The sequence below is a fragment of the Burkholderia sp. BCC0419 genome, from assembly GCF_902830285.1.
In the GTDB taxonomy this organism is placed as follows: Bacteria; Pseudomonadota; Gammaproteobacteria; order Burkholderiales; family Burkholderiaceae; genus Burkholderia.
In genome coordinates, this window is the sequence record NZ_CADESR010000001.1 from 2,661,327 (window position 1) to 2,681,067 (window position 19,741).

The following is a 19,741-nucleotide window of genomic DNA, read 5'->3' on the forward strand; positions in this document are numbered from 1 at the left end:
CGTGCCTCGTCAACATTGCGACATCAACCTAATCGTCGAACGATTCTTCGAGCGACAATCTTCGAATTGTCATATATCTTCCGCGCAATCCGGTACAGGCGCGGGTGTCTAATGAAAAATCGACGTACCCCATCCAGCTTAGCCCCACCCTGCAGCACTGCTATATCGTGCTCGAGCTTCCGAATCCAGTTGCGCTGATCGACGATGAGCTTGACAGTGCCCGGCGGGAAGACGTGATGCTGATCGTTGAGTTTCGCAACGATTTTTTCGTAATCGCGCTGCCACTCTTCTTGCGAATGAATCGAGAATGATGACTCGCCAGAACGCCACTTCCGGTAAACGCCCGTAATTTCGGGACTACTCTCGACTCCGCAGACAAATACCGTGCGCATTTCGAAATCCCAGTCCTCTGCCGTATCAAGCGACTCATCGAATCGAATACCAAGCTCCTGAAACGCAGCTCTCGGAAATGCAAGGGAAAGAGGCGGAGAATAGTTTTGCGATAGATGCTCGAAAAAGTCGAAGTCTGACGGATACGGGGTTGCGATCGCGGAAACGGTTCGATAGCCGAGCGCTCCATCCGGCCTGACACCGGTCGACACAATGTCCTGCTCCGCGGCTGTCGCACGCAACACGCATCCAGGGGCCCTCTCGCTCAGCGTCTTGAACGTTTCGACCCAATGCGCGAACACCAATTCATCATCGTCAAGGATTGCGACGTAGTGCCCTTTAGCCGCAGCAAAACCATCGTTCAGCGGGGCAGTGCGCCCTCCCCGATCGCATCGAATCACACGGACACGATTCCGGATGTACTCAGGCAGATCCTCCACGACGCGCTTCACTGCGTAATACGGCTTCTCTTCCGTTTTATGCGCGACGACAAGCACTTCGAAATCCTGACAGGTCTGTGCAGTCAGACAGAGCAAGACATCGCGGAGATTCCCCAAGCGTTTACCCTGCGTCCGCGTAACAATGGACAGGAAAGGACAACTCTCCTTGGTAGCAGCAACCAGAGGTACATCTTGACGCGCTCCCGGCAAATAGGCGCGCACCAGTTCGTTGACTACCCCGAATGCATCCGCCGCGTCGCGGATCTTCCGCAGATAGCGCGACGCGAATGTCCTACCGGTCAATAACGGATGAGCATGCGGGAATGCTTGGTCGCTCGACTCGAGATCATAGTCACGCGCGCCAACCTGGTGCCATCCCGCACGCTTCGTCATCGCAGCAAGCAAGCTATCGGTGTGATGGATGACATGCGTGTGGTCAAGCAGACCAACTTCGGTGTAGTCCCAGTGACCAGTCAGCAGTTTGACGCCCAGATCGCGATGCCCGGCGTTCGGCACACTGATCACGAGCAGAATTGAACGCTGCGCGGCAAACTCGCGCAAGCGCTCCAGCAACGCCGGACCGTTGGTAATATGCTCCAGCGTATCGATTACCGATATCGATACCACTTCGCGTCCGTCGAGCGCAACGTCGATTTCCGCAAATACATCATCGAGGCGATGAAGATCAATCCGCCTCGCCTCGAAGCCCCGAGACCGCAAGTTCAGGAGCGAATCTTCGTCTGCATCGAGGCCGATGTAAGTGAGTCCAAGGTCGCGAGTTGGTTCGGCTATCGCGCCATATCCGCAGCCGATATCGAGATGCACGCCGCTGCGTCCACCGAATTCCTGGATCAGTGCGACGACGTTGCTATACACCGAATACTCGTGATAGTGAAACTGATAAGTTGCTGAGTTCATAGTTTAGAAGCGGTGTTTCGCGTAGAAGCCGTCGATGAATTGAGCGACGCGGTGCTCTCGATCGATCTGAGCCGGCAATTTGCCGGCGTCCTTGAGTTCGCGATATTTTCTTGCCGCCTTTTTCTCGACTTCGCTGCCATTTGCAAGCAACTGGCGCTCGATACGATCCGCCAACCCAGTATTCGAGAACTTGTGGGCGAGTATCATCGCGGCTTCAGCGGAATAGTATTCCTCAGCCCCTCCCACAATCCACCTGCCTGCTGTCGACAGACGCTTGTCGTGAAACAGCGTCGCCGATGGCTGGAACACCACTTTGTAACCGGCAAGACGAACTCGCCACGAAAAATCGACGTCATCGCAATACAAGAAAAACGAATCCGAGTCGAAACCATTCACTTCCTTGGCGACGGCGGCTGAAACAAGCGCGCAAGCGGTTGTCGCCCAGCTCGTCTCGCCGGTGACCTGATCGTAGTCCTTGGGATGCTCGATCGGCACCTGCCTCGCTTCGACGATACCGACATCACGCTTGCCCATCGGCCGGACCAGCTCAACGAAAATATTCGGCGCCACCACGGTGTCAGGATTCAAGATCAGCACAAGATCCGTATGTAAATCGCCAAGCAGCCGATTCTGCCCGGCTGCCGATCCGAGATTCGCATTGAAGAATGTGTACTGGATCCGCGCGATGCCTTGCAGGCGAAGCCTGGTGGCACGCTCTTCAATCTCGTCGAGCGTGAAGACGGGCTCCGGAGAACAATCACCGAGCGCAACCTCCACCGATGACAATGCACCGGATGCAATCGCCAGGTCGGCGGCGCGCGCAATGCTGTCGAGCGCAGTATCAATGTGCTCTTGACTGTTGTTGTATAGAACCGACTGAATCCGCAATGACGCGGGACCGGTGATTGTCGTGTCGTGCAGTGGCACTCTTAACCTCTGTTGTATGGCTAGTTCTTCCGATTGAGTTCTTGCGCGATCCAGGTCTGTAGTTCGCCGATCCCGCGCTCCAGTGACCACTGAGGCATCCATGCAAGATTCGCCAACGATTCGCTCAGATCACATGCCGCGTGCCTCACGTCACCATCGCGAAATGCACCGTTCACCTGCGGCTCTGGCGCACCGTAGTGGGCAGCAATGATGCGAGCCATCTCCAGGATGCTCGTCGCCTGCCCCGATCCGATATCAAAGACGGACAATGGCGTCGGTTCGCGCGTCAGCGTTGCAACGATAGCGTCTGCGACATCGTCGATGCTCACGAAGTCGCGCGTCACATTGCCATCTTCATACAATGGAATGACCTTCTTTTCACGCGCCAGTCGCGAAAAAAACGCGACAATTCCAGTATAGGAATTCGTCAATGACTGCCCGGGGCCATAGACGTTTTGCAAACGCAGAATCGACAGCGGCGTCTTCGTCGCAAGTGCCCAAGCGCTCAGGACATGTTCTTGCGCCAGCTTCGTTCCACCGTAGACACTCGTCGGCCGCGGTTCGGTCCAGTCCGCACGGGAAGGCAACGTCGTCATCCCCGGGAAATCCCATTGCGCCGCCTCGAGCTGAACGCGGCCACGCTGCCCCGGATAGACGACGGTTCCGTCCGCCTTCTGCCACGCCCCCTCGCCATAGATCGCGCGACTACTCGTCAGCAAAATATGCTCGACGGCGATGCCGTGCCTGACGAGTGCATCCGTCAAACGTGTCGTGCCGACGACGTTGACGAGCGAATGTCGGCTTGCTTCCGTCAATGATTGTCCCGTGCCGGTTTCAGCCGCGAGATGAACGACGATGTCTGGTTGAAAATCGGCCAGCAACGCATCCCACGCTTCGGCATCGGTAACGTCAGCAACGACAAGTTCTGCATTTTCATCAAGTGCGGCCGGACGTACCGCGCGCTCGTGAATCTGCGGGTGCAGATTGTCCATCACGACGTAGCGTGCCGCACGTGGTGCAAGGCGTTTCGATATCGAACAGCCGATAAAGCCCGCCCCTCCCGTTACGAGAATCTTCTTCCCGTCAACCAAGCTTGCGTTCACGTCGCTCATCACACTCCCTCTTTCTTCAAAATCAATCTAGTCCAACAGTAATTCCAGCCTCGGCCGGGCCCCCAATCCTTCAGTTCGAGGGCACGTTTCTCGATCAGATGCCAACTTAACCATGCGCAAATGCATGTAAAAAAAACTGAAGCAGCGAGATAGAAAACAAATCCGTACTTGTAAGCGCCCGCATAGGCCAGCAACTGCTGCACCAGGAAACCGAACACGTAGATGCCGTACGAATAGTCGTTTTTAGAACCAATTCGGCGCGCCCACTTCGGCAAACGGCACGCAAGCCAGAGGATCGCGTACACCATTGCCGGATAGCCAAGGAGCAGGTACCCTCCCTTGAACAAGGAAACCAGATAGACGGCAATAGAAAATGCACCAAGCTTGTCGGAGATTGGCAAGGATTTCGAATACGCGGCGGCACTCGATCCAATCAGAAAAATAGTTCCATACTGAACAAGATGACGATCGCCAGCCCACGGAACAAGCTGCACGGAGAATGCCGGATTCACGGTCTGAACGGCAAGCATGAGCCACGCAACGACCGTCGCGACAAGTAGAACCCGCCGATGCTCAGTCAACAAACCGAACAGCGCGAAAATGCCAACCATTACGTAGCATTTCGCCTCATAGATCAGTGTCCAGATTGATCCGTTGAACACGCTTTCGGAAATCGAGTGGCCGTAAGGTGTGGTATCCCGCAATAGATTGTTTATCCCGTACTGGCCGATCGTGAGGCGCCAGTTGTTTACGAGATATCCGAATGGCCCGCCAACACCCCAATTCCAGTATCCATGCAGCGTTCCTGCCTGAAGATAATGGAGAACCGGACCGATGCCGAGCGCAGTAACCGTCAGCACCGCCCAGTAAGCAGGAAAAATCCGCACGCATCTGCGCCACGCGAACTGCAGTAGGTCTGCCCTCATGCCGCTCTTTGCGATAAGAAAGCCGCTGATCGCAAAAAAGCCGGACACGCAAATCCCTCCCATCGAATCTTGACCGAGCGTCAGACGCCACATCGGGTCCGCACCGAAACCACCGAGCGGAAACGCATGATCCCAAAGAACCATCGTCGCGAACACAAGACGAAGCAGCCCGAACCCGTTGTCGTGGCTCGACAGTCGTTCCGAGGATGTCGATACCGGCGATATCGCAATGCGAGCCGACTTCGCTGCACGCTGCACCTCGGCGTCTTCAAACTGCTCCGGCGCTGTTACAGGTAATTCAGACTTCATTGCATCGCCTCTATCTTGTTTGATTCGTTCCGCTCGAGCGTGATCTCATGCATTGGAATACCGATCAATCCCGTGCTCACGCTCGTTGAGTGCGACTTGAGCAGTACGGCATCATGCAGCCATTGATGAATCACATGATCCGTCTGGGACCCGTCGGCAACGGCAACAGTCACCGAATAATCCCCGACAGGCAATACCGGCATCCGGAAAACGAACTTGACGGTAAAGCTTTCACCGGCAGCCACGGAAAACGGTTCCTGCTGCGTCGTGAGATACGTGTTGTCGCCGAACAAATTCTGTCCAAGCCTGTCGCGAACGATAAACCCAACAATCGCTCGCTCTAACTCTTGCAGAGCCCTGACGCTGATGTACACGCAGACAACTTCGCCGCCCACGATCCAATTCAACGGAGCGCCCGCGCCATCTTCGATACGCACAAGCTCGATTGACGCACCGCCGAGGCCGAAATTTTTCGCGTCGTGCCTGAACTGGAACAACTCAACGTCGTTTCGTAACTTCGACGCATTGACGAGTTGAGCACGCTGGTCGCGGACATCGCCTTCGGTTATCGTGCGAACAACCGTGCTGCGTTCGACAGAACGCCCCTGTCGCCCTGATACCCGATGCTGTTCTTCGTAGAAGGCCTCGAGATACGAATCGCATACATCCTTCGCAGGACCGATTTCCCGCACCTTCCCTTTGTCGAGCCAAACGACGCGTGTGCAGAGGTTGACCACTGCGTTCGTATCATGACTGACAAACAGAATTGTTCCTCGCTCCATGAACGCGCGAAGAAAACGCATACACTTCTGCGTAAAGAACGCGTCGCCGACTGCCAACGCCTCATCGATCACCAACACGTCGGCGTCGACGTGCGCGATAACCGCAAATGCGAGCCGCACGTACATGCCGCTCGAATAAGTTTTGACCGGTTGGTCTACGAAATCGCCGATGTCCGCGAACGCCAGAATGTCGTCGAGTCGCTGCTCGATCTGGGTCTTCGACAGCCCAAGCAAGGCCGCATTCATAAAGACGTTTTCGCGCCCGGTGAACTCGGGATTGAATCCCGCACCTAGTTCGAGCAGCGCGGCAACCCGGCCATTGATCGCGACGCGTCCGTCGGACGGCGTCAACGTTCCGCAAATGATTTGCAGCAACGTCGATTTTCCGGAACCGTTGCGACCGATGATGCCGATGGTCTCGCCCTTTCGTACCTGAAACGAAACATGTTGCAATGCACGAAATTCTGTCGGACCTTCAGTACCGAGGACCCGTGCCGGCACCAGCTTCGCGAGACCACCGATGCGATGACGCAGCGCCGTCTTAAGACGGTCGGCCGGTTTCGCGAAAACGCGAAAATGCTTGCTGACGCGCTCGACGCTGATTACGGGAGTATCACAGGACATCAGCAAACCCCTTGCGCATCAGCTGAAAATACTTGAATCCAGCACATGCCATCACCGCACCACCCAGCAACGCGAGACCGAGCGAGTAGAAGTCCGGTGTCTGACCGTCGATAAGGATCCCGCGTGACTGCTCGATAAACAACGTCAACGGGTTGAGCTCCAGCCAGAAGCGATATTTCTCCGGCAACGCCGAGGCGGGGTAGAAAACTGGCGACAGAAACATCAACACCATGGTGAATAGGCCGGTAACTTGTCCGACGTCCCTGACAAACACGCCGGTTGCCGCCAGAAACCAGGCAAAGCCAAGCGCCATAAGCATCAACGGCAACAAAACGATTGGCAGGTACAACGCTGTCGCAAAAATGAAGTGCTTGAATAATGCGAAGCCCAGGAGCAAGACGACAAGGCTGATGAGCGTGTGAAAGAATGCAGACAGCAACGCGACAATAGGCAGTATTTCGAGCGGAAATACGATCTTCTTCACGTAGCTGGGATTATTCAGGATCAAGGTCGGCGCCCGGTTCACACATTCGGCGAACAATCCGTGAATCGTCATACCGACGAACAGCATCATCGCGAACTGCGCACGCCCCTGATCCCCCCCCGCGCCCGCTCCCCAGCGTGACTTGAATACGAAGGAGAAGACGAATGAGTACACAGCAAGCATCAGCAGCGGATTGAAGAAGGACCACGCCAATCCGAGTACAGACCCCCGATAGCGCCCGACGACTTCCCGCTTCGTCATCTGCCAGATGAGCGATGCGTTGCGCGCGATCGAGCCTACGAGGCTCCGCGGCGTAGTAAAAAAAACGCTGATTATTGACATCGCATGAAGCAGCTTTGCTTCTCTTGTTTCATTGGGAAAGCAGATCTCTGATGCACAACTCGGTCGCGTATCGCCAGTCGGGCAATTCGATTCCAAAGCGGGCTCTCAGCGCATTGTTTGAAAGCACCGAATTGACAGGACGCTCCGCGGCCACCGGGTAGGCGCTCGACGGGATCGGCGTGATCTTTTCGACTGCGAGCGGCGCAGCGCCCGGCACCGCTCGCCACGACGCGATGATCGCTTCGGCAAAACCATGCCATGACGTCCGACCCGCAGACGTCATGTGATAGAGACCCGATTCGAACGAGCCGGCCGTACGTTCACGAATGGCAGCCGCCAGTGCATGCGCCGTTCCATCGGCGATCGAGCGCGCCCAAGTCGGCGCACCGAACTGATCAGCTACCACGCTTAATTCCCCCCGGTCCTTCGCGAGACGAAGCATCGTACGCAGGAAATTCTTGCCACGCGATGCAAACACCCAAGTGGTACGGAAAGTAAGCCAGTCGCCCCCCACTTGCTCGACTGCGAGTTCCCCGCCGAGCTTGCTTGCGCCGTAGACGTTAACCGGACAAGTCGGATCCGATTCCACATATGGTGATGCTTGCGTTCCATCGAACACATAATCAGTGGAATAGTGCACAAACAGGCCGCCAATGCGCTTCGTTGCGTCGGCCAATTCACCGACTGCCTCCGCATTGACCGTATTCGCGGCCTCGGCATCGGTTTCCGCCGCATCGACTGCGGTATAGGCCGCAGCGTTGACGACCACGTCCGGCTGCAACTCGTCGATGATGCGAGAGAGCGTATCCGGACGGGTGAGGTCCGCACCTTCACGCGTCAGCGGGACAACTTGCCCCATGACCGACAAACTCCGGGACAACTCCCAGCCAACCTGCCCGTTAGCACCGGTTACGACTATCTTCATGCGTATACCTCGGCTTCGCTCAGCCGCACACCTGCTGCATCCTTGGCAGCCAATTGTGGCTCGAAATCAACCGGCCATTCGATACCGATTTCGGGGTCGTTCCAAACGATGCTGCGTTCGAACTCAGGGAACCAGTAGTCGGTCGTTTTGTACAGAAACTGTGCGGCATCCGACAGCACGACGAACCCATGGGCGAAGCCAGGCGGAACCCACAATTGCCGGTGATTCTCATCTGACAGGACAACGCCCACCCACTTGCCGAAGTTCGGCGAATCCTTGCGAATGTCGACGGCCACGTCGAACACTTCGCCTTCGACCACGCGAACGAGCTTGCCCTGCGCGTGCTGGATCTGATAGTGCAGGCCGCGCAGCACGCCCTTCGACGAGCGCGAATGGTTGTCCTGCACGAATTCGACGCCGGGTGCGACCTGCTCGGCGAATTCCTTCCCGTTGAAGCTTTCGTAGAAGAACCCGCGCGCGTCGCCGAACACCTTCGGCTCGATGATCTTGACTTCGGGCAGCGCCGTTGCCGTTACTTGGATGGCCATGCGACTTGATCCGTAAGAATGTTCTTCAGGTACTGACCGTATGCGTTCTTCGCGAGCGGCTGCGCCAGCTTCAGCACTTGCTCCGCGTCGATCCAGTTGCGGCGATAGGCGATTTCTTCCGGACATGCGACCACGAGACCCTGCCGCTTCTGCAGCGTCGCGATGAAACTGGCCGCCTCGATCAGCGAATCGTGCGTGCCGGTATCGAGCCACGCATAGCCGCGCCCCATGATCTCGACGTTCAGCGCACCGCTATCGAGATAGCGCGAGTTGACGTCGGTGATTTCCAGTTCGCCGCGCGGCGACGGCTTGATGTCGGCCGCGATGTCGCATACGCGGTTGTCGTAGAAGTACAGGCCCGTCACCGCGTAGTTCGAACGCGGCTTCGCGGGCTTCTCCTCGATCGACAGCGCACGGAACGACTGGTCGAATTCGACGACGCCGTAACGTTCCGGATCGTGCACGTGATACGCGAACACGGTCGCGCCCGTTTCCTGCCCATGCGCACGCTCGAGTTGCTTCGCGAGATCGTGCCCGTAGAAAATGTTGTCGCCGAGAATCAGCGCCGACGGATCGTTGCCGACGAATTCCTTGCCGATGATGAACGCCTGCGCGAGCCCGTCGGGCGACGGCTGCACCGCGTACTGGATGTTCATCCCCCACTGGCTGCCGTCGCCGAGCATCGACTCGAAGCGCGGCGTGTCCTGCGGTGTCGAGATGATCAACACGTCGCGAATGCCCGCGACCATCAGCGTCGACAGCGGGTAGTAGATCATCGGCTTGTCGTACACCGGCAGGAGCTGCTTCGATACGACGTGCGTGATCGGATACAGCCGGGTGCCGGAACCGCCGGCGAGAATGATGCCTTTACGTGCCATCGCTTCTCTCCTCAAGTGCGTTTCGCGTAATTCGTTTCGACCCACTTGCGATACTCGCCCGATGCAACTTCATCGGCCCAGACCTGGTTGTCGAGATACCAGTCGACCGTCTTTGCCAGACCGGTCTCGAACGTTTCCGCAGGCTTCCAGCCGAGTTCGCGTTCGAGCTTGCGTGCATCGATCGCGTAGCGGCGATCGTGGCCGGGCCGGTCGGTCACATAGGTGATCTGGTCACGGTACGAACCTGCTGCCTTCGGGCGCGCCTTGTCGAGCAGATCGCACAGCGTGTGCACGACCTCGAGGTTCTTCTTCTCGTTCCAGCCGCCGACGTTGTACGTCTCGCCGGGCACGCCGCGCGCGAGCACTTCACGAATCGCGCTGCAGTGGTCGCCGACATACAGCCAGTCGCGCACGTTCTGGCCGTCGCCGTACACCGGCAGCGGCTTGCCCGCGAGCGCGTTCGCGATCATCAGCGGGATCAGCTTTTCCGGGAACTGGTACGGGCCGTAGTTGTTCGAACAGTTCGTCGTCAGTACCGGCAGGCCGTACGTGTGGTGGTACGCGCGCACCAGGTGGTCGGAGCCCGCCTTCGTCGCGGAATACGGGCTGTTCGGCGCGTACGGCGTCGTCTCGGAGAATTGCGGGTCAGTGGCCGACAGCGAACCGAACACCTCGTCGGTCGACACGTGCAGGAAGCGGAACGCAGCCTTGTCGGCATCGTTCAGGCCGTTCCAGTACTGGCGGGTAACCTCGAGCAGCGTGAACGTGCCGACGACGTTGGTCTGCACGAAGTCCGCCGGACCGTGGATCGAGCGATCGACGTGGCTTTCCGCGGCGAAGTGCAGCACCGCGCGGGGCTTGTGCTCGGCCAGGAGTGCGTCGAGTGCGTCACGATCGCAAATGTCGACGCGCGCAAACACGTGCTTCGGGTTGCCGTCCAGCGACTGCAGCGTGCGCAGGTTCCCTGCGTACGTCAGCTTGTCGACGTTGAGCACGGCTTCGTCGGATGCGCGCAGCCAGTCGAGTACAAAATTGGCGCCGATAAAACCCGCGCCGCCCGTAACCAGGATCATGAGGCTCCCTCAAATAATGCGCGGCAGACGCCATCAGGCGCCGGCCACATCAGATTCGCAAATGCTAGTAGCTTGTGATCGCCACGTCAGACCGGGAATTTTAACCGGTCGACATGGCCTCCAAAGTCATGAAATGCTAATTTTGTTGGGGAAAGCGACAATTATAGGGAGCCGCCCCCTGCAAAAGCCATGCCGCTAACAACTTGATACAGCGCTTCGAACCCTTTCCGGGCATGAAATTTCTTGCCAAATCAACCCGCTGTCGCGGAACATAAATTGCAGAACGCCGCATTGACTGGATAATTTTTCCCACCTTATCGATACTCGCAAAATCCGCCTCCCCATGACCCTCCCCCCCATCGCCATCGGTGACATCCAGGGCTGCTATTCCGCTTTCCAGTCGCTGCTCGACAAGCTTTCAGCCCCCGCCGACACGCCCCTCTGGATCGCCGGCGATGTCGTCAACCGCGGCCCCGGCTCGCTCGCCGCGCTGCGCGCGGTCGTCGGTCTCGGCCCGCGCGCGACCGTCGTGCTCGGCAATCACGACCTTCACCTGCTCGCGGTCTTCGCCGGGCTGCGCACCGAGCGCCCGGGCGACACCATCGGCGAGATCCTCGACGCGCCCGACGCCGACGCGCTGCTCGACTGGGTCCGCCACCGCCCGTTCGTGCACGTCGAAGACGGAAAGCTGCTCGTGCACGCCGGCGTGTTGCCGCAATGGGACGCCACGCTCGCGCTCGAACTCGCGGACGAACTGCAGCGCGCGCTGCGTGCCCCCGACTGGCGCGACACGCTGCAAGGCCTGTACGGCAACGAGCCGAATCAATGGAGTCCGAACCTGAAAAAACGCGACCGGATGCGCGTCGCATTCAATGCGTTCACGCGCCTGCGCTTCTGCACGCCCGACGGCGCGATGGAGTTCAAGACGAACGGCGGCCCCGACAGCGCACCGTCCGGCTACCTACCGTGGTTCGACGTGCCAGGACGTCGCACCGAGGCCGTGACGGTCGTGTTCGGGCACTGGGCCGCGCTCGGCCTGATGCTGCGCGACAACATCGTCGCGCTCGATTCGGGATGCGTCTGGGGGAATCAGTTGTCGGCCGTGCGGCTGACGGCCGATCCGGCGCAGCGCACGGTCACGCAGGTGCAGTGCGAAGCGTGCCGCTCGCCGGGCGGCGAGTGACTGCGCGCTGATTCGCCCGGCCGGGCGGCGCGTCAGCCCTCGCGCCCCGGCACGGGCGCGTCGGCCGTCGCGTCGCCGGCCGCGTCGGCGCCGAGTTCGGTCGCCGGAAACGCATGCTTCTGCAGCTCCGCGAGCGACTCGGCCGTCGGCTTTCCGACCTTCTCCTGCAGCGTCGCCAGTGCGGCGGCGATCGCATCGCGCGCCGCCGCGGACGTCGCGCGCCGGTCGCCACCCGGCGCGATCGGTTCGCACACGTACAGATGCGCAACGAGCGGGCCGCCGCTCAGCACCATGTCGAGCGACTTGCCGAGCGACAGGTCGCCCGTGTAGGCCGGCGCGACCGACTGCCGCCCGTGCGCGTCCTCGTACATCAGGCAGATCGGCTGCACCGCGCAGCCGGCCGATACCGCGGCCTGGAACAGGTTCGCATGGAACGGCAGCAGCTCCTGGCCGTCGGACGTCGTCCCTTCCGGGAACACGCACATCAGCCCGCCGGTGCGCAGGCGCTCGGCCATCTCGTGCATGATCCGCATCGCCTCGGTACGCTTCTCGCGCTGCAGGAACACGGTGTCGAGCTTCTCGGCAAGCCAGCCGACGACCGGCCACTGCCGCACCTCGGCCTTCGACACGAACGGCGTCGGCCGCCACGCGTTGACCGCATAGATGTCGAGCCACGACACGTGGTTGCCCACGACGAGCGCGCTCGCGTCGAGCCGCGCGCCGTCGTTGTGGACGACGAGGCGCATCCCGCAGATTCGCAGCATCTTGAGCGACCAGCGGCGTATCAGCTTGGCGCGGCGCGCGGGCGTGACATGCGAAAAGCACAGCGCGACGATCACCATGCCGCGCAGCAGGTGAAAGACGAGACGCAGCTTGCGAAGAGCGGTCATGAAAAAGATCCGGCGTGGTTCAGTGGCGCTCGAACGCGACCTGCCCGGCCACGAGCGTCGCGCGCACGGTGGCCGGCAGTTCGTAGCCGAGGAACGGCGAGTTGTGGCCCTGGCTCTTCAGCGCACGCGGCTCGACGCGCCAGTGCGCGCGCGGATCGAACACGCACAGGTCGGCCGCGCCGCCTTCGGCGAGGCGGCCCGCCGGCAGTTGCAGCACGTCGGCCGGCGCGGACGTGATGCGGCGCAGCGCCTGCGCGAGCGGCGTGCGTGTCTCGTCCGCCCACTTCAGCGTCAGCGACAGCAGCAGCTCGAGCCCCGTCGCGCCCGGCGTCGCTTCACCGAACGGCAGCAGCTTCTCGTCATCGTCGACCGGCGTGTGATCCGAGCAGATCGCGTCGATCGTGCCGTCGGCGAGCGCCACGCGGATCGCTTCGCGGTCGCGCTCGCTGCGCAGCGGCGGGTCGAGCCGCAACTGCGAATCGAAGTAGCCGATGTCGACGTCGATCAGGTGGACGTGATTCACGCCGACGTCGCAGGTCACGGGCAGCCCCTCGGCCTTCGCTTCACGCACGAGCGCGAGGCCGGCCGCCGACGACAGCCGCGCGAGGTGCACGCGCGCGCCCGTCACGCGCATCAGTTCGAAAATGGTGTGCAGTGCGATCGTCTCGGCCGCGACCGGCACGCCGGACAGCCCGAGCCGCGACGCGAGCGGGCCGCTCGCGGCCACGCCGCCGCGGCCGATGAACGCGTCGAGCGGACGCAGCCACGTGGTGTAGCCGTAGGTGCTCGCGTACTGCAGCGCGCGCAGCAGCACCTGCGTGTCGCGCACCGGCACGTTGGCATGCGTGAAGCCGACGCAGCCGGATTCGGTCAGCGCGACCATCTCGGTGATCACCTCGCCCTTGAGGCCGACCGTCAGCGCGCCGAGCGGATGCACGTTCGCCTGCCGCAGGTTGCGCGCGCGGAACTTGAGCATTTCGACGAGGCCGGGCTCGTCAAGCACGGGGTCGGTGTCCGGCGGGCACACGAGGGTCGTGACGCCGCCCGCGACGGCCGCGGCCATCTCGGACGCAAGCGTCGCCTTGTGTTCGTAGCCGGGCTCGCGCAGCCGCGCGCACAGGTCGACGAGGCCGGGCGCCACGATCAGGCCCGATGCGTCGATCGTCTTGTCCGCGTTGAAACCGGCCGGCGCTGAACCGGCCGCCGCGAGCGCGGCGATCTTGCCGTCCGCGACGAATACGTCGGCCTGCCGTTCGGTGCCGGCGACCGGGTCGATCAGCGTGCCGCCTTGGATATGAATCTTCATGCGCTGTCTGTGAATGCGTTGATTGCGTTGAATGCCTGAACGAGGATGCGCGATAGCGGGCTCAGTCGCTGTTGCCGGCGACGATGCCCATCACCGCCATCCGCACGGCGATGCCGAACGTGACCTGGTTGAGGATCACCGACTGCGGACCGTCGGCGACCTGCGAATCGATCTCGACGCCGCGGTTCATCGGCCCCGGGTGCATCACGATCGCGTCGGGCGCGGCGAGCGCGAGGCGCTCGGGCGTCAGGCCCCACGTCTTGAAATACTCCTGCGCGGACGGCAGCAGTGCGCCGCTCATCCGTTCGTTCTGCAGGCGCAGCATGATGATCACGTCGACGCCCTTCAGCCCCTCGTCGAGGTTGTTGAACACCTTCACGCCCATCTGCTCGAGCCCGCCCGGCAGCAGCGTGCGCGGGCCGATCGCGCGCACTTCGGGCACGCCGAGCGTGGTGAGCGCGTGGATGTCGGAGCGCGCGACGCGCGAATGCAGGATGTCGCCGACGATCGCCACGCGCAGCTTCGTGAAGTCGCGCTTGTAGTGACGGATCGTGTACATGTCGAGCAAGCCCTGCGTCGGGTGCGCGTGGCGGCCGTCACCGGCGTTGATCACGTGCACGTGCGGCGCGCAGTGCTCGGCGATCAGGTACGGCGCGCCGCTCGACGCGTGGCGCACGACGAACAGGTCGGCATGCATCGCCGACAGGTTGTTGATCGTGTCGAGCAGCGATTCGCCCTTGCTGGTCGACGATGCATTGATGTTCAGGTTCAGCACGTCGGCCGACAGGCGCGTCGCGGCGATCTCGAAGGTCGTGCGCGTGCGCGTCGAGTTCTCGAAGAACAGGTTGAAGACGGACTTGCCGCGCAGCAGCGGCACCTTCTTCACTTCACGGTCCGTCACGCTGACGAACTGCTCGGCCGTATCGAGGATGTGATTGACGATCGAGCGCGGCAGGCCCTCGATCGACAGCAGATGCTTCAGCTCGCCGTTTTTCGTGAGCTGCGGGTTGCCCTTCAGGAAACCGTAGCGAAACCGGTCGGGGCTCGCGGCCGCCGCGGGATTGCCGGTGCGGCCAGTGGTGTCGGTGGTCATGGTGTGCGTGATTCCAACTATGCAAACGGGCCGCGGTGCAAACCAGCGGCCCGGGATACGGTTCGCGTGTCGTTCAGGCGCCGTGCGACTCGCTGTGCGCCTCGATACGCAGCGTGAACTGCGCGGCATCGTCGCGCGCGAGCACGAGCGTCGCGTCGGCCGGCACGTCGAGCGTGCCGCCCGCGAAGCGTGCGGCGACCGGCAGCTCGCGGCCGCCGCGATCGGCCAGCACGGCGAGCTCGACCGCGGCCGGACGGCCGTAGTCGAACAGCTCGTTGAGCGCCGCGCGCACGGTGCGCCCGGTGTACAGCACGTCGTCGACGAGCACGATGCGCGCGCCGTCGACGTCGAACGGCAGCGACGTCGGGCTGGCCTGGCTGTGCAGCCCCTTCTTCGCGTAATCGTCGCGGTGCAGCGCGACGTTGACGACGCCGAACGCCGGTGCACCGAGATCCCGCGCGAGGCGCTCGGCGAGCCACGCGCCGCCGCTGTAAATGCCGGCGAGCCGCGGGCCGCCCGGTTCGGCGAACGCCGTGCCGTACGCGGCGCGGATCTGGTCGAGCAGGACGCGGTAAAGCGCCTCGGCGTCAATGGTGCTCATGGTCGGACAATTGATCGAGATACTGTTGAAGGATGACGCGCGCGGCTTCGGCATCGAGCATGTCGGTGCGTGCGCGGCCACGCACGTTGCGCTCGCGCAGCCCGGCTTCCGCCTCGACCGACGAATAGCGCTCGTCGACCCATGTGACGGGCAGCCCGAAGCGGCCGTTCAGCTGGTTGCCGAAGCGCTTCGCCTGCTGCGTCATGTCGTGCGGCGTGCCGTCCGGATGCATCGGCAGGCCCACGACGAGCGCGTCCGGCCGCCATTCGGCCAGCAGGTCGCCGACCGCCTTGAAGCGGTGTTCGCGGTTCAGGTTCTGGATCACGACGAGCGCACGCGCCGAGCGCGTCAGCGCGTTGCCGATCGCGACGCCGATCCGTTTTTCGCCGTAGTCGAACGCCAGGAGCGTTGCATCGCGCGCGCTCGCGCCACTCATGCGTGCCCTGCTTCGCCGGACAGCATCGACGAACTGACGCCGAGCAGGCCGAGCGCGGCTTCGAAGCGCTCTTCGGCCGGCGTGTCGAACACGATGCGCGGATCGGCGGCGACCGTCAGCCAGCCGTTGCGGGAAATTTCTTCCTCGAGCTGCCCGGCGCCCCAGCCCGCATGGCCGAGCGTCAGCAGGAAGCGTTTCGGGCCGGTGCCCGTCGCGACCGCCTCGAGCACGTCCTTCGACGTCGTCATCTCGAGCCCGCCGTCGACGGACATCGACGAGTTGTAGCTCGCGCCCTCGACCGGCTCGTGCAGCACGAAGCCGCGCTCGGTCTGGACCGGGCCGCCGAAGTACACGGGAATGTGCAGCAGCGGCTCGATGTCGAGCTTCAGGTCGATGCGGTTGAACAGCGATTCGAGGTCGATGTCGGTAGGACGATTGATGACGAGGCCGAGCGCACCGCGCTCGCTGTGATCGCAAAGATAGACCACCGTTCCCGAGAACGTCGGATCGGCCATGTTGGGCATGGCGATCAGGAACTGGTTGGTGAGATTGATGCGATCGGAAGGCTTTGACATGGTTTGAATTTTAGCAAAGACGCCGCGACCTGACCGGGCCGCGATCAACAAGCAACGCCGCGCCGCGCTGGCAACGGCGCGCGCGGATCACACGGCACTCTAACACGCGCGCGGGCGCTGTCGGCAGCGTGTTGCAGGCCCGCGCGACAAGGGCCGCCGCCGAGTGTCCGTCCCCTTGTTCGTCAGGTCCGGCCAAGCGCCGTGCCAAGCGCTTCGGACGCCGCCGTGAGATCCGGCGGCGCGACGCCGGCCGCGATCTTCAGGAGCGCCGCGCGCAGCATGTCGGACGCGTGGCGGTGCGCATCGAGCCCGCCGTCGGCGAGCGGCACGCCGTGCGCCGCACGGCGCCACGCCAGGCCGAGCGTGTCGGCCAGCAGCGCCGCGTGGCCGAGCCCGAGCGCGCAGGCGGCCGTGCCGACCCGATAGGCCGCGCCGGACGCGTGCCACGCGGCGCCGGCGTCGGCCGCGGCCGGATTGGCCGCAAGGTCGGCCATCGACGCATCGGCGGTCTGCAGGAAATCCTCATAGGCATGCGCGTTGACGGTCACGACGCCGAGCGCGCGGGTCGGCGCGGCGGTGACCGCATCATGCTCGGCCCGCGCGGCATCGGCCTCCCACAGCGCTTCGGACGCGGGCGTGCCGGCGACGTGCCAGTCGACCGTCAGCCCGTAGTCGTGCAGCACGTCGACGAGGGCGACATCCTCGGCCGCGGCACCGAACAGCGCGAAATCGCGCCATAGCAGCGCCACCGTCTCGCGCACCAGCTCGGGCGGCGCGACCGGCCGGCCCTGCGCGTGCTCACCGAGCAGCAGGTTGGTTCGCGCGAGAAAGCGCTTCAGCTCGGGCGCGCCGCTTGCGCGCAGCGCACGCACGCACGCGGCCGCGAGCCGCCAGAAATCGTACGGTCCGTCGTCGGTGAGCGCGGCCAGCATCGCGTCGAGTTCGTCGAGCGCCGCGCCCGGCGCGCCGTGTTCGGCACGCAGCACGCCCAGCAGCGCCTGCTCGTAGCGGGCGCGAATCCGGGTCGCGAATGCATCGGGCAGCGCGCGCAGCGTGGCAGGCGGCACCGCGCGGCCGACCAGCGCGAGCGCATCGAGCGGCGTGCTCGCGCGCAGGTCGGCGGCGCTTTGCGCGCGCAACGCACGGAAATGCTCGAAGAGAACGGGCGAGCACGCGAGCTCGCGCAGGTTGTGGCGCCCGACGGCCGCACGAAAATCGTGCAGCGCGGCCCGCCAGCCGGCCGAAGTCGGCTCGGTGGCGACGAGCGGCACGGCGGCCGACAGTTGCCCGGCGAAACGCGCGGCCGGCAGCCAGCCGGCTTCCGCGAGCACGGCCGCCGCCGCGGCAAGCGGCGCCGCGGCGTCGTCGCGCCGCCCGAATGCGTCGGCAGCCGCCGCCAGCCACGCGTCGGCGGCGCGTACGGCGCCGCCACGCGGGTTGGGCAATGCGTCAGGGAGGGGAACGTTCGCCGGATCGGACGTCATGGACACGCGCGCCTGTCATCGTCGAGTCGCTCGCGCGAACCGCGGCGCGCGAGCGCCGGGCCGGTGCGAGGCCTGAGCGGAGTGTCCGTGGGCCAGCGGTCCGATCAGATCTGGACCATCTCGAAGTCTTCCTTGCGGGCGCCGCATTCGGGACACGTCCAGTTGATCGGGACGTCTTCCCAGCGCGTGCCCGGGGCAATGCCCTCTTCCGGCAGCCCGGCTTCTTCGTCGTAAATCCAGCCACAAATCAAGCACATCCAGCTCTTGTATTCCATCTTAAGCCGCGTCGGGGAAAAGTCGGTAAATTCGGGAGCCATGATGGTACCGTGTCGGGGCCGGACTGCCTAGCAATCGCGCTGGAGGACGGCAACTACGTTGCGCTGCGCTAAAAAATCCGTCGTACCGGCCGGATTCCACCGCATAATGGTTGAAAAGTGCGGCCTGCCGGGCAACACAGGGCCGAACCAGCCCATTCGCCTCGCCGTCCGCATCTCCGTCGCTTGTCCGTTTTTCTCTTGCCCCATTTTTACATGTCCAGCAACGCCCCTCCGATCGTCCTCACCTTCGGCCTGTCCGATCCCACCGGCGGCTCCGGCCTCCAAGCCGATCTGATGACCCTGGCGAGCATGGGCTGTCACGGCGTGTCCGTCCTGACCGGCTATACCGTGCGCGACTCGGCCGCCTGCGAAGAAGTGACCGGCCTCGACCCCGACGTCGTCGCCGCTCAGGCGCGCATGCTGCTCGAGGACATGCCGGTCGCCGCGTTCAAGATCGGCGCGGCAACGCGCGCGGAAGTCGTGAGCGCGATCGCCGAAGTGGTCGCCGACTACGACGGCGTGCCGCTCGTGCTCGCACCGGACTTCACGCTCGACGACGAGCACGTGCTCGCCGCCGACGACCTGCGCGAATCGATCGCCGACCTGCTGGCGCCGCAAACCACGTTGCTGGTCGCCGACCACGCCACGTTGATCGCCCTCGCCCAGCCGGACGGCGATGCCGAGGCGCCGAATCTCGACGCGGCCGTGTCGCACCTGCTGTCGCAGGGCTGCGAATACATCCTGTCGTCAGAAACGGGGTCGCACCGGCTCGTCAATACGCTGTACGGCGAAGAAGGTCAGCTGCGCGAAGACATGTGGGATCGCTCGCCGCACCGGCTGATGGGCATCACCGATACGCTCGGCGCGGCCATCGCGGCGCTGCTCGCGAATGGCCAGGAGCCGCCGGAGGCCGTGCGCGAGGCGCAGGAATACCTGTACCAGGCCGTGCGCGACGCGTTCCGGCCCGGCATGGGCGCATACCTGCCCGACCGGTTCTTCTGGGCGCGCAGCAACGACGATTCGGACACGCCGCCGGCCGTGAAGGCCGACCCGGTGCCAAGGACGTCGCACCGGCATTGAATCGCGACGCGGCGGGCCCGCCCGCCGCCGCCCGCCGCGAAGCCCGAGCGCATCGCATTCCACGCGCCCATAAAAAAAGACCCGCATCGCTACGGGTC

At 62.9% G+C, this 19,741-nt stretch carries 20 protein-coding genes; 2 read left to right on the forward strand and 18 right to left on the reverse strand.

Going from position 1 to position 19,741, the window contains the following annotated elements; genetic code table 11:
• Positions 1–23: 23 nt before the first annotated feature.
• From HWW87_RS11990 to rfbB, 10 genes are read right to left on the reverse strand one after another with little or no spacing between them, the layout of a single operon-like run.
• Positions 24–1,748 carry a glycosyltransferase gene (locus HWW87_RS11990; RefSeq protein ID WP_175820406.1) on the reverse strand — a complete coding sequence of 575 codons (1,725 nt, stop codon included), beginning with the start codon at positions 1,746–1,748 and terminating at the stop codon, positions 24–26.
• A gap of 3 nt (positions 1,749–1,751) precedes the next feature.
• Positions 1,752–2,675 carry a glycosyltransferase family 2 protein gene (locus tag HWW87_RS11995; RefSeq protein WP_244107184.1) on the reverse strand — a complete coding sequence of 308 codons (924 nt, stop codon included), beginning with the start codon at positions 2,673–2,675 and terminating at the stop codon, positions 1,752–1,754.
• Between the two features lie 20 nt (positions 2,676–2,695).
• The gene (wbiB, locus tag HWW87_RS12000) at positions 2,696–3,787 is read right to left on the reverse strand and encodes a dTDP-L-rhamnose 4-epimerase (RefSeq protein ID WP_175820407.1); all 1,092 of its coding nucleotides are present in this window, start codon (positions 3,785–3,787) and stop codon (positions 2,696–2,698) included.
• Positions 3,787–5,022, reverse strand: coding sequence for an acyltransferase (locus HWW87_RS12005; protein ID WP_175820408.1), 1,236 nt, complete (start codon positions 5,020–5,022; stop codon positions 3,787–3,789). Before HWW87_RS12005 ends, wbiB begins: the two co-directional genes overlap by 1 nt.
• Positions 5,019–6,428, reverse strand: coding sequence for an ABC transporter ATP-binding protein (locus HWW87_RS12010; RefSeq protein ID WP_175820409.1), 1,410 nt, complete (start codon positions 6,426–6,428; stop codon positions 5,019–5,021). The genes HWW87_RS12005 and HWW87_RS12010 overlap by 4 nt, the downstream gene beginning before the upstream one ends.
• Entirely contained in the window at positions 6,418–7,254 is an 837-nt protein-coding gene (locus HWW87_RS12015) for an ABC transporter permease (protein WP_175820410.1), read from the reverse strand. The genes HWW87_RS12010 and HWW87_RS12015 overlap by 11 nt, the downstream gene beginning before the upstream one ends.
• A gap of 28 nt (positions 7,255–7,282) precedes the next feature.
• A complete protein-coding gene (gene rfbD / locus HWW87_RS12020; protein WP_175820411.1) occupies positions 7,283–8,179 on the reverse strand; it encodes a dTDP-4-dehydrorhamnose reductase in 897 nt (298 codons plus the stop codon).
• A complete protein-coding gene (gene rfbC / locus HWW87_RS12025) occupies positions 8,176–8,727 on the reverse strand; it encodes a dTDP-4-dehydrorhamnose 3,5-epimerase (RefSeq protein ID WP_175820412.1) in 552 nt (183 codons plus the stop codon). Before rfbC ends, rfbD begins: the two co-directional genes overlap by 4 nt.
• Positions 8,712–9,605 (reverse strand): glucose-1-phosphate thymidylyltransferase RfbA, encoded by an 894-nt coding sequence (gene rfbA / locus HWW87_RS12030; RefSeq protein ID WP_175820413.1) that lies wholly within the window; start codon positions 9,603–9,605, stop codon positions 8,712–8,714. Before rfbA ends, rfbC begins: the two co-directional genes overlap by 16 nt.
• A gap of 11 nt (positions 9,606–9,616) precedes the next feature.
• On the reverse strand, positions 9,617–10,678 hold the full coding sequence (gene rfbB / locus HWW87_RS12035) for a dTDP-glucose 4,6-dehydratase (RefSeq protein WP_175820414.1): 1,062 nt from the start codon (positions 10,676–10,678) through the stop codon (positions 9,617–9,619).
• Between the two features lie 343 nt (positions 10,679–11,021).
• Between rfbB and HWW87_RS12040 the strand changes: the two genes are divergently transcribed.
• Complete coding sequence (locus HWW87_RS12040) at positions 11,022–11,861, forward strand: symmetrical bis(5'-nucleosyl)-tetraphosphatase (RefSeq protein WP_175820415.1); 840 nt, start codon at positions 11,022–11,024, stop codon at positions 11,859–11,861.
• 32 nt (positions 11,862–11,893) lie between these two features.
• On the opposite strand, the gene HWW87_RS12045 is transcribed toward HWW87_RS12040, so the two are convergent.
• From HWW87_RS12045 to HWW87_RS12080, 8 genes are all read right to left on the reverse strand, one after another.
• Complete coding sequence (locus HWW87_RS12045; protein ID WP_175820416.1) at positions 11,894–12,751, reverse strand: lysophospholipid acyltransferase family protein; 858 nt, start codon at positions 12,749–12,751, stop codon at positions 11,894–11,896.
• 19 nt (positions 12,752–12,770) lie between these two features.
• Positions 12,771–14,057 (reverse strand): dihydroorotase, encoded by a 1,287-nt coding sequence (locus tag HWW87_RS12050; protein WP_175820417.1) that lies wholly within the window; start codon positions 14,055–14,057, stop codon positions 12,771–12,773.
• 61 nt (positions 14,058–14,118) lie between these two features.
• Positions 14,119–15,150, reverse strand: a complete 1,032-nt coding sequence (locus HWW87_RS12055) for an aspartate carbamoyltransferase catalytic subunit (RefSeq protein WP_027783704.1) — start codon at positions 15,148–15,150, stop codon at positions 14,119–14,121.
• 73 nt (positions 15,151–15,223) lie between these two features.
• Positions 15,224–15,751, reverse strand: coding sequence for a bifunctional pyr operon transcriptional regulator/uracil phosphoribosyltransferase PyrR (gene pyrR, locus HWW87_RS12060; RefSeq protein ID WP_175820418.1), 528 nt, complete (start codon positions 15,749–15,751; stop codon positions 15,224–15,226).
• Positions 15,738–16,187, reverse strand: coding sequence for a Holliday junction resolvase RuvX (ruvX, locus tag HWW87_RS12065; protein ID WP_006476737.1), 450 nt, complete (start codon positions 16,185–16,187; stop codon positions 15,738–15,740). Before ruvX ends, pyrR begins: the two co-directional genes overlap by 14 nt.
• Positions 16,184–16,762, reverse strand: a complete 579-nt coding sequence (locus tag HWW87_RS12070) for a YqgE/AlgH family protein (RefSeq protein ID WP_006491354.1) — start codon at positions 16,760–16,762, stop codon at positions 16,184–16,186. The genes ruvX and HWW87_RS12070 overlap by 4 nt, the downstream gene beginning before the upstream one ends.
• A gap of 182 nt (positions 16,763–16,944) precedes the next feature.
• Positions 16,945–18,246, reverse strand: coding sequence for a hypothetical protein (locus HWW87_RS12075; protein WP_175820419.1), 1,302 nt, complete (start codon positions 18,244–18,246; stop codon positions 16,945–16,947).
• Between the two features lie 104 nt (positions 18,247–18,350).
• Complete coding sequence (locus HWW87_RS12080; protein WP_004186709.1) at positions 18,351–18,521, reverse strand: rubredoxin; 171 nt, start codon at positions 18,519–18,521, stop codon at positions 18,351–18,353.
• Between the two features lie 255 nt (positions 18,522–18,776).
• Between HWW87_RS12080 and HWW87_RS12085 the strand changes: the two genes are divergently transcribed.
• Positions 18,777–19,643 carry a hydroxymethylpyrimidine/phosphomethylpyrimidine kinase gene (locus HWW87_RS12085; protein ID WP_027783700.1) on the forward strand — a complete coding sequence of 289 codons (867 nt, stop codon included), beginning with the start codon at positions 18,777–18,779 and terminating at the stop codon, positions 19,641–19,643.
• Positions 19,644–19,741: the final 98 nt, after the last annotated feature.